Raw genomic sequence first — 10534 nt, forward strand, 5'->3', positions numbered from 1 at the left:
CACCGCTGGGGCGCCCCGGTCCGTTCACCGGGGCGCCCCAGCGGTCGGCCGCCGCCCGCAGGGGTGTCAGCGGCGAGCCGCCGCCGTACGCCGCGGGCGCTCGGCCTCGGCGTCGTCCTCAGCCTCGTCCTCTGCCTCGTCCTCGGCCACGGCCGGCTCTTCGGGCTCCTCGTACTCCTCCTCCGGTTCCTCCTCGGGCTCGGCGTCGGCGTCCTCGGGCTCGTCGGGCTCCTCGTACTCCTCCTCGGGCTCCTCCTCGCCCTCGTCCTCGTACGCCGCTTCCTCGTCGTCCTGATCGGCCCGCGGCTCATCGGCCTCTCCCCCGGCCTCCTCGCCGTGCTCGTCCTCTTCCTCCGCCACGGCCGTCTCGTGGTCGACCACGACCTCGCCGTCCCGGACCTCGCCGCGCCAGCCGTCCGTGGCCTCGCCGCGCATCATGATGAACTTGCGGTAGAGCTTGAGGTCGAGCCGTGCCCGGCGGCCCTGGGCGCGCCAGATGTTGCCGGTCTTCTCGAACAGCCCCTTGGGGAAGTACTCCAGCACCAGCAGCACGCGGGTGAGGTTGTCGCCGAGCGGGTGAAAGGTGACGACGCCCTTGACGGTGCCCTTGGCACCCTCGGTCGTCCAGCTGATCCGCTCGTCGGGCACCTGCTCGGTGACGTTGGCCTTCCAGCTGCGCGTGGACTTGGCGACCTTCACCTTCCAGTTGCTGCTGGTGTCGTCGGCCTTCTCGACGCTGACGACACCCTTGGCGAAGGTGCTGAACTCCTGGAACTGGGTCCACTGGTCGTACGCCTCGCGGACCGGCACCCCGACGTCGATGTCCTCGACCACCGTGACGCTCTTGGACTTGCCGCCGCCGCTCTTGCCACGTCCCTTGCCGAACATGCCCTTGACCTTGTCCTTCAGCGAGTCCTTCAACGAGTCCTTCAGCTGGGAGGCCCCGGCCTTCAGCACGGCCCGGCCCGGCGGCTTGCCCTCGGCGAGCGCCTTGGTGCCCTTGGCGAGACCGCTGCCGAGTCCGGAGAGCGCGTGGGTCGCCCGGGCCTGTACGTAGCTCTGCAGCTCGTCCTTGAGGCGGTCCGCGGCCGGGCTGCGGACGATGTCGTCCTTCAGCTTGCCCAACGTGTCAGCCATTGCGGCCCCCGGCGGTCTTCTTGGCCGTCTTCTTCGTGGCCTTCTTCGCGGTCTTCTTCGCCGCGCCGGACGACGAGGCGGCGGTCCTGCGCGCCCGGCCGGCCGGGGCCTTGGCCGCCTTGGCCTGCGGCGCCTTGGCCTGCGGTGCCTTGCGGCGTGGTGCCGGCGGTTTCCGCTCGCTGTCCTCGTCGGCCGGTTCGTCGTCCTCCGGCTCCTCGTCCGCTTCGCGCGCGTCGTCCGCCCCGCCCCGCAGGCTCAGCGTGCGGTCGTGCAGCGAATCGGCGAGGCCGTTCATGCGGGTGGACAGGGCCGAGGTCGCGGCCGTCTTGGCGGCACCGGCCAGCTCCTTGCGCGCCTGCGCGTTCAGGCCGCTCAGCAGCGGGGAGTCGGCGACCGCCCGGGCCAGCTGCTGCGGATCCAGGCTGATCTTCTTCCCGGCGAGCAACATGCCCAGCCCGAGGGCGAGTTTCGCCTTCTTGGTACGCCCCAGGAGGTAGCCTCCCGCGACCGCCACCGCGATCTTGCCGTTGGTCATCATCGGTTCTCCCGAAGTCGAACTCAGCTTCGATACGGGGGGCCGGGTACCCAGATACGGAAAAGCCCCACCCGCCGTATGAAGGCGAGTGGGGCTTCGTGCTCCGGGGAGCGTGCTCCGAAGAGCGTCAGATCACTTGTTGATCTTCGTGACCTGACCGGCGCCGACGGTCCGGCCACCCTCACGGATGGCGAACTTCAGGCCCTCCTCCATGGCGACCGGCTGGATCAGCTGGACGGACATCTCGGTGTTGTCGCCCGGCATGACCATCTCGGTGCCCTCGGGGAGGGTCACAACGCCCGTCACGTCCGTGGTACGGAAGTAGAACTGCGGACGGTAGTTGTTGAAGAACGGCGTGTGGCGGCCACCCTCGTCCTTGGACAGGATGTACGCCTGGGCCTCGAACTCGGTGTGCGGGGTGACCGAACCCGGCTTGATGATGACCTGGCCGCGCTCGACGTCCTCGCGCTTGATGCCGCGGAGCAGCAGACCGACGTTCTCACCGGCCTGGCCCTCGTCGAGCAGCTTGCGGAACATCTCGATACCGGTGACGGTGGTCGAGGTCTTCTCGTTCTTGATGCCGATGATGTCGACGTTCTCGTTGACCTTCAGCACACCGCGCTCGATACGGCCGGTGACGACCGTACCGCGACCGGTGATGGTGAAGACGTCCTCGATCGGCATGAGGAACGGCTTGTCGACGTCGCGCTCCGGGTTCGGGATCGAGTCGTCGACGGCCTTCATCAGGTCGAGGACGGACTTGCCCCACTCGGCGTCGCCCTCGAGCGCCTTGAGCGCCGAGACCTTGACGACCGGGACGTCGTCGCCCGGGAACTCGTACTCGGAGAGCAGCTCGCGGACCTCGAGCTCGACGAGCTCCAGGATCTCCTCGTCGTCCACCATGTCGGCCTTGTTCAGGGCGACGACGATGTACGGAACGCCGACCTGGCGGGCCAGGAGCACGTGCTCCTTGGTCTGCGGCATCGGGCCGTCGGTGGCGGCGACCACGAGGATGGCGCCGTCCATCTGCGCGGCACCGGTGATCATGTTCTTGATGTAGTCCGCGTGACCGGGGCAGTCAACGTGCGCGTAGTGACGCGACTCGGTCTGGTACTCGACGTGCGCGATGGAGATCGTAATACCGCGCTGGCGCTCTTCCGGCGCCTTGTCGATCATGTCGAAGGCCGAGGCCTCGTTCAGGTCCGGGAACGCGTCGTGCAGCACCTTGGTGATCGCCGCGGTAAGGGTCGTCTTACCGTGGTCGATGTGACCGATGGTGCCGATGTTGACGTGCGGCTTAGTCCGCTCGAACTTCGCCTTCGCCACTGGGGTCCTCCTGTGGAGTGGTTCTGTAACGCATCCGCGCTTTGCGAATGGGTTCAGTTGGTCTTACCGAACCGGCCAGGACCCCGAGGGGGATGCCCTTCGCCGTATTCGTATGGGGGCCGGCGGCCGGGGCCCCGCCGTCGATCGCCACGGTGGACGGTCTCCGGCGGAACACCCGTTGCCTTTTGCTCCAGCCTAAAGGGTGAGGAATGCGGATGAACCCGCCTTACTCGCCCTTGGCCTTCGCGATGATCTCCTCGGCGACGTTCCGCGGAACCTCGGCGTAGGAGTCGAACTGCATGGAGTAGCTGGCGCGGCCAGAGGTCTTGCTGCGCAGGTCGCCCACGTAGCCGAACATCTCCGACAGCGGGACCAGACCGATCACCAGCTTGGCGCCGCTACGGTCCTCCATGGACTGGATCTGACCACGGCGGGAGTTGATGTCGCCGATCACGTCGCCCATGTAGTCCTCGGGCGTCGTGACCTCGACCTTCATCATCGGCTCGAGCAGGGCCGGGCTGGCCTTGCGGGCGGCCTCCTTGAAGGCCATCGAACCGGCGATCTTGAAGGCCATCTCGGAGGAGTCGACCTCGTGGTAGCCACCGTCGAGAAGCACGACCTTGACGCCGGTCAGCGGGTAGCCGGCGAGCACGCCGAACTCCATGGCCTCCTGGCAGCCCGCGTCCACGGACGGGATGTACTCCCGCGGGATGCGGCCACCGGTGACCTTGTTCTCGAACTCGTAGCCGTCGCCCTCGAGCGGCTCCAGCGCGATCTGCACCTTCGCGAACTGGCCGGAACCACCAGTCTGCTTCTTGTGCGTGTAGTCGTACCGCTCGACCGCCTTGCGCAGCGTCTCACGGTAGGCCACCTGCGGCTTGCCGACGTTGGCCTCGACCTTGAACTCACGCTTCATACGGTCGACCAGCACGTCGAGGTGGAGCTCACCCATACCGGCGATGATGGTCTGGCCGGTCTCCTCGTCGGTCTTGACGCGGAAGGACGGGTCCTCCTCGGCAAGCCGCTGGATCGCGACGGCGAGCTTCTCCTGGTCGCCCTTGGACTTCGGCTCGATGGCCACCTCGATGACCGGGGCCGGGAAGTCCATGGACTCGAGGATCACCGGGTTCGACGCGTCGCAGAGGGTCTCACCGGTGGTGGTCTGCTTCAGACCCATGACGGCGACGATGTCACCGGCACCCACCGACTCGATCTCCTCACGCTTGTTCGCGTGCATTCGGTAGATCTTGCCGATGCGCTCCTTCTTGCCCTTCACCGAGTTCAGCACCTGCGTGCCGGCCGTCATGCGGCCCGAGTAGACCCGGATGAAGGTGAGCTTGCCGAGGTGCGGGTCGCTCGCGATCTTGAACGCCAGCGCCGACAGCGGCTCTTCCTCGGACGGACGCCGCTTGATGACCTCGTCGGGGTCCTTGACCGAGTGGCCCTCGACCGCCTCGACGTCGATCGGCGACGGCAGGTACCGGACGACCGCGTCGAGCAGGGGCTGCACGCCCTTGTTCTTGAACGCGGTGCCGCAGAACACGGGGGTGACGGTCGTGCCGCCGCCCACGCCGGAGGCGATGGTGATGCGGCGGATCGCCGCGTACAGCTGCTCCACGGAGGGCTCCTCGCCCTCCAGGTACAGCTCCATCATCTCTTCGTCGTTCTCGGCGACGGTCTCCAGCAGCTTGCCGCGCCACTCGTCGGCGGCCTCGGCGTGGGTGTCCGGGATGTCGACGGTGTCGTACATCTCGCCCTTGGACGCCTCGATGTTCCAGACCAGCGCCTTCATGCTGACGAGGTCGATGACACCCTTGAAGTCGGCCTCGGTGCCGATCGGCAGCTGCATGACCAGCGGCACCGCGCCCAGGCGGTCCGTGATCATGTCGACGCAGCGGTGGAACTCGGCACCGGTGCGGTCGAGCTTGTTGACGAAGCAGATCCGCGGAACGCCGTAGCGGTCCGCCTGACGCCACACGGTCTCGGACTGCGGCTCCACGCCGGCCACACCGTCGAACACCGTCACGGCACCGTCGAGGACGCGCAGCGAGCGCTCCACCTCGACCGTGAAGTCGACGTGCCCCGGGGTGTCGATGATGTTGATCGTGTGATCGGTGTCCTCGAGCGGCCAGTGACAGGTCGTCGCGGCCGACGTGATCGTGATGCCGCGCTCCTGCTCCTGCTCCATCCAGTCCATGGTGGCAGCGCCATCGTGGACCTCACCGATCTTGTAGCTCACACCGGTGTAGAACAGAATCCGCTCGGTGGTCGTCGTCTTGCCCGCGTCGATGTGGGCCATGATCCCGATGTTGCGGACCTTGGCCAGGTCAAGTGAAGTGGTAGCCATAAGGCTTCAGTCTTCTCTCGGTCTCGATGGGGGTAGCGACTACCAGCGGTAGTGCGCGAAGGCCTTGTTGGACTCGGCCATCTTGTGGGTGTCCTCGCGACGCTTGACGGAGGCGCCGAGACCGTTGCTGGCGTCCAGCAGCTCGTTCATCAGGCGCTCGGTCATGGTCTTCTCGCGGCGGGCGCGGGAGTAGCCCACGAGCCAGCGCAGCGCGAGGGTGGAGGAGCGGCCGGGACGGACCTCGACCGGCACCTGGTAGGTGGCGCCACCAACACGGCGGGAGCGGACCTCGAGGGTCGGCTTCACGTTCTCCAGCGCGCGCTTGAGCGTGATGACCGGGTCGTTGCCGGACTTCTCGCGCAGGCCCTCCATGGCGCCGTACACGATGCGCTCGGCGGTGGAGCGCTTACCGTTCAGCAGCACCTTGTTGATGAGGGACGTCACCAGAGGAGAGTTGTAAACCGGGTCGATGATGACCGGGCGCTTCGGGGCGGGACCCTTACGAGGCATTCTTACTTCTCCTTCTTGGCGCCGTAGCGGCTGCGAGCCTGCTTGCGGTTCTTGACGCCCTGCGTGTCGAGGGAGCCGCGGATGATCTTGTAGCGAACACCCGGCAGGTCCTTCACTCGACCGCCACGCACGAGCACGATGGAGTGCTCCTGCAGGTTGTGACCCTCACCCGGGACGTAGGCGGTGACCTCGATCCCACTGCTCAGCCGGACACGCGCGACCTTGCGGAGCGCCGAGTTCGGCTTCTTCGGCGTCGTGGTGAACACGCGGGTGCACGTGCCACGGCGCTGCGGCGACCCCGCCAGTGCGGGAGTCTTGTTCTTCTCGACCTTGTCCTGGCGGCCCTTGCGGACCAGCTGCTGGATCGTAGGCACCGTTTCTCCGGTTTCTGTGTGCCGTCTCGGTAAAGCTAACCTGGGATTTCTCCGACCCACGCGGTCGGGTGTGTCGCGCACCGCAGCCCCCTGCGAATGTCAGGAGAGTGCGAATTGTTGGTGTCGACACCTCGGCCCCCCGCGCGGTCTCAAGCACACACGGGAGCCCAGGGACACCCCAGGCACAAGGTCAGAGCGTACCTACCGCATCGGCTCCGGTCAAAACAAATGCACACGCGCTGGACACACCAACCCGGAGCATAGCCGCAGGGCGGCCACCCCCGCCATGGGGTGACCGCCCTGTACCGCATTTCCCGGGGGCTGTGACACCAGCGGCTACCGCCGCGGGCCCCGGACCCCAGCCGGGAGTGCTTACTGGTTGTACGGACCGTAGTCGTAGTCCTCCAGCGGGACCGCCTGGCCGGAGCCGGTGCCGAAGGGCGAGTAGTCGATGTCGTCGTAGCCGACGGCCGAGTACATCGCGGCCTTCGCCTCCTCGGTCGGCTCGACCCGGATGTTGCGGTAGCGGGACAGGCCCGTACCGGCCGGGATGAGCTTACCGATGATGACGTTCTCCTTGAGGCCGATCAGGGAGTCCGACTTGGCGTTGATCGCCGCGTCGGTGAGCACCCGGGTCGTCTCCTGGAAGGACGCCGCCGACAGCCAGGACTCGGTCGCCAGCGAGGCCTTGGTGATACCCATCAGCTGCGGACGGCCGGAGGCCGGGTGGCCGCCTTCCTGGACCACACGACGGTTCTCACCCTCGAAGCGCGTACGCTCCACCAGCTCGCCCGGCAGCAGCTCCGCGTCGCCGGACTCGATGATCGTGACCCGGCGCAGCATCTGCCGGATGATGATCTCGATGTGCTTGTCGTGGATCGACACACCCTGCGAGTTGTAGACCTTCTGGACCTCGCCGACCAGGTGCACCTGGACGGCGCGCTGGCCGAGGATGCGCAGCACGTCGTGCGGGTTGGTGGCACCCACGGTCAGCGCCTGGCCGACCTCGACGTGGTCGCCCTCGCCCACCAGCAGACGGGCCCGCTTGGAGACGCCGTAGGCGGTCTCGTCGGAGCCGTCGTCCGGGGTGACGACGATCTTCTTGGTCTTCTCGGTCTCCTCGATCCGGACACGGCCGGCCGCCTCCGAGATCGGCGCGACGCCCTTGGGCGTACGGGCCTCGAACAGCTCGACGACACGCGGCAGACCCTGGGTGATGTCGTCACCGGCCACACCACCGGTGTGGAAGGTACGCATCGTCAGCTGGGTGCCGGGCTCACCGATGGACTGGGCGGCGATGATGCCGACGGCCTCGCCGATGTCCACCAGCTTGCCGGTCGCCAGCGAGCGGCCGTAGCACATGGCGCAGGTGCCGACGGCGGACTCGCAGGTGAGCACCGAGCGGGTCTTGACCGTCTCCACGCCGTGCCGGACCAGCTCGTCGATGAGCACGTCGCCCAGGTCGGTGCCGGCCGGGGCCAGGACCTTCCCGTCCACGACGATGTCCTCGGCGAGGCAGCGCGCGTACACGCTGGTCTCGACGTCCTCGGTCTTGCGCAGCACGCCGTCCGCGCCCTTGGTCGCGATCGCCAGCTTGAGGCCGCGCTCGGTGCCGCAGTCCTCCTCGCGGATGATCACGTCCTGCGAGACGTCCACCAGACGACGGGTCAGGTAACCCGAGTCGGCGGTACGCAGGGCGGTGTCCGCGAGACCCTTACGGGCACCGTGGGTGGAGATGAAGTACTCCAGCACGGAGAGACCCTCACGGAACGACGCCTTAATGGGCCGCGGGATGGTCTCGTTCTTCGCGTTGGACACCAGACCACGCATACCGGCGATCTGACGCATCTGCATCATGTTTCCGCGCGCGCCCGAGTCGACCATCATGAAGATCGGGTTGGTCTTCGGGAAGTTCGCGTTCATCGCCTCGGCGACCTCGTTGGTCGCCTTGGTCCAGATCGCGATCAGTTCCTGGGTGCGCTCGTCCTTGGTGATCAGACCGCGCTCGTACTGCTTCTGGACCTTCTCGTCCTGCGCCTCGTAGCCCGTGATGATGGCCTTCTTGGCCTCGGGCACGACGATGTCGGAGATGGCGACGGTGACACCGGAGCGGGTGGCCCAGTGGAAACCGGCCGCCTTCAGGTTGTCCAGGGTCGCCGCGACGATGACCTTGGGGTAGCGCTCGGCGAGGTCGTTGACGATCTCGGAGAGCTGCTTCTTGCCCACCGAGTAGTCGACGAACGGGTAGTCCTCGGGCAGCAGCTCGTTGAAGAGCGCGCGGCCCAGCGTGGTGCGCAGCCGGAAGCTGTCGCCCTGCTGCCAGGCGGGCTCGCCCTCTTCCGGAGCCGGCGGGGTCCAGCCGCGGGGCGGGACGGTGCCGATCGGGAAGCGGATGTCGATCTTCGCCTGGAGCGACAGCTCCCGGGCGTCGAACGCCATGATCGCCTCGGCGCTGGAGCCGAAGGACCGGCCCTCGCCGATGACCTTGCGCTCCTCCTCGTCGGTGGTGAGGAAGAACAGGCCCAGCACCATGTCCTGGGTCGGCATGGTCACCGGCCGGCCGTCGGCCGGCTTGAGGATGTTGTTCGAGGACAGCATCAGGATGCGGGCCTCGGCCTGGGCCTCCGCGGACAGCGGCAGGTGCACGGCCATCTGGTCACCGTCGAAGTCCGCGTTGAACGCGGTGCAGACGAGCGGGTGAATCTGAATGGCCTTGCCCTCGACCAGCTGCGGCTCGAAGGCCTGGATGCCCAGACGGTGCAGGGTCGGCGCACGGTTCAGCAGCACCGGGTGCTCGGCGATGACCTCTTCGAGCACGTCGTACACGACGGTGCGGCCGCGCTCGACCATGCGCTTGGCCGACTTGATGTTCTGCGCGTGGTTGAGGTCCACCAGGCGCTTCATCACGAACGGCTTGAACAGCTCCAGCGCCATGGCCTTGGGCAGACCGCACTGGTGCAGCTTGAGCTGCGGGCCGACGACGATGACGGAACGGGCCGAGTAGTCGACGCGCTTACCGAGCAGGTTCTGACGGAACCGGCCCTGCTTACCCTTCAGCATGTCGCTGAGGGACTTCAGCGGACGGTTACCGGGACCGGTCACCGGGCGGCCGCGGCGGCCGTTGTCGAACAGCGCGTCGACGGCCTCCTGCAGCATCCGCTTCTCGTTGTTCACGATGATCTCGGGGGCACCGAGGTCGAGAAGACGCTTGAGGCGGTTGTTCCGGTTGATCACACGGCGGTACAGGTCGTTCAGGTCGGAGGTCGCGAAGCGGCCACCGTCCAGCTGCACCATCGGACGCAGGTCCGGCGGGATCACCGGGATGCAGTCCAGCACCATGCCGTTGGGGCTGTTGCGGGTCTGCAGGAAGGCGGAGACGACCTTGAGGCGCTTGAGCGCACGGGTCTTCTTCTGGCCCTTGCCGGTCCGGATGATCTCGCGGAGCTTCTCGGCCTCCTCGTCGAGGTCGAAGGACTCCAGGCGCTTCTGCAGGGCGGCGGCGCCCATGCCACCCATGAAGTACGTGCCGAAGCGGTCACGCAGCTCGCGGTAGAGCAGCTCGTCGCCCTCCAGGTCCTGGACCTTGAGGCTCTTGAAGCGGTTCCACACCTCGTCGAGACGGTCGATCTCGCGCTGGGCGCGGTCGCGCAGCTGCTTCATCTCGCGCTCGGCGCCCTCGCGCACCTTGCGGCGCACATCGGCCTTGGCGCCCTCGGACTCCAGGTCGGCGAGGTCGGCCTCGAGCTTCTTGGCGCGGGCCTCCAGGTCGGCGTCGCGGCGCTGCTCGATCTGCTGGCGCTCGACGGAGACGTGGGCCTCCAGCGAGGGCAGGTCGCGCGTGCGGCGCTCCTCGTCCACCCACGTGATCATGTAGGCGGCGAAGTAGATGACCTTCTCGAGGTCCTTCGGGGCGAGGTCGAGCAGGTAGCCCAGACGGCTGGGCACGCCCTTGAAGTACCAGATGTGGGTGACGGGAGCGGCCAGCTCGATGTGGCCCATCCGCTCACGGCGCACCTTGGCGCGGGTGACCTCGACGCCACAGCGCTCACAGATGATGCCCTTGAAGCGGACGCGCTTGTACTTGCCGCAGTAGCACTCCCAGTCCCGGGTCGGACCGAAGATCTTCTCGCAGAAGAGTCCGTCCTTTTCGGGCTTCAGGGTGCGGTAGTTGATGGTCTCCGGCTTCTTGACCTCGCCGTGGGACCACTGACGGATGTCGTCAGCAGTGGCGAGGCCGATCCGCAGCTCGTCGAAGAAGTTGACGTCGAGCACTTGTCGTCAATCCCTCTTTCAGGGTCGTGTCTT

7 protein-coding genes are annotated in these 10534 nt (G+C 67.1%); all 7 read right to left on the minus strand.

Annotated features, from left to right (window positions below):
- Positions 1–66: 66 nt before the first annotated feature.
- Complete coding sequence (locus ABZ562_RS23640) at positions 67–1137, minus strand: SRPBCC family protein (protein WP_361483036.1); 1071 nt, start codon at positions 1135–1137, stop codon at positions 67–69.
- A complete protein-coding gene (locus tag ABZ562_RS23645) occupies positions 1130–1675 on the minus strand; it encodes a hypothetical protein (protein ID WP_361483038.1) in 546 nt (181 codons plus the stop codon). The genes ABZ562_RS23640 and ABZ562_RS23645 overlap by 8 nt, the downstream gene beginning before the upstream one ends.
- Positions 1676–1804: 129 nt before the next feature.
- On the minus strand, positions 1805–2998 hold the full coding sequence (gene tuf / locus ABZ562_RS23650; RefSeq protein WP_123107880.1) for an elongation factor Tu: 1194 nt from the start codon (positions 2996–2998) through the stop codon (positions 1805–1807).
- Between the two features lie 226 nt (positions 2999–3224).
- Entirely contained in the window at positions 3225–5345 is a 2121-nt protein-coding gene (gene fusA / locus ABZ562_RS23655) for an elongation factor G (protein ID WP_361483041.1), read from the minus strand.
- A gap of 39 nt (positions 5346–5384) precedes the next feature.
- The gene (gene rpsG, locus ABZ562_RS23660) at positions 5385–5855 is read right to left on the minus strand and encodes a 30S ribosomal protein S7 (RefSeq protein ID WP_014178748.1); all 471 of its coding nucleotides are present in this window, start codon (positions 5853–5855) and stop codon (positions 5385–5387) included.
- Positions 5856–5857: 2 nt separating this feature from the next.
- Positions 5858–6229 (minus strand): 30S ribosomal protein S12, encoded by a 372-nt coding sequence (gene rpsL, locus ABZ562_RS23665; RefSeq protein ID WP_014054153.1) that lies wholly within the window; start codon positions 6227–6229, stop codon positions 5858–5860.
- A 372-nt stretch (positions 6230–6601) separates the two neighbouring features.
- Complete coding sequence (locus ABZ562_RS23670; RefSeq protein ID WP_361483045.1) at positions 6602–10501, minus strand: DNA-directed RNA polymerase subunit beta'; 3900 nt, start codon at positions 10499–10501, stop codon at positions 6602–6604.
- Between the last annotated feature and the right edge of the window lie 33 nt (positions 10502–10534).

It is taken from the genome of Streptomyces sp. NPDC019937, assembly GCF_040631655.1.
Classification (GTDB): Bacteria; Actinomycetota; Actinomycetes; order Streptomycetales; family Streptomycetaceae; genus Streptomyces.

Coding starts and splice junctions, on each gene's coding strand:
- fusA (WP_361483041.1), bottom strand. CDS start 5,345: ATGGCTACCACTTCACTTGACCTGGCCAAGGTCCGCAACATCGGGATC.
- ABZ562_RS23645 (WP_361483038.1), bottom strand. CDS start 1,675: ATGATGACCAACGGCAAGATCGCGGTGGCGGTCGCGGGAGGCTACCTC.
- ABZ562_RS23640 (WP_361483036.1), bottom strand. CDS start 1,137: ATGGCTGACACGTTGGGCAAGCTGAAGGACGACATCGTCCGCAGCCCG.
- rpsG (WP_014178748.1), bottom strand. CDS start 5,855: ATGCCTCGTAAGGGTCCCGCCCCGAAGCGCCCGGTCATCATCGACCCG.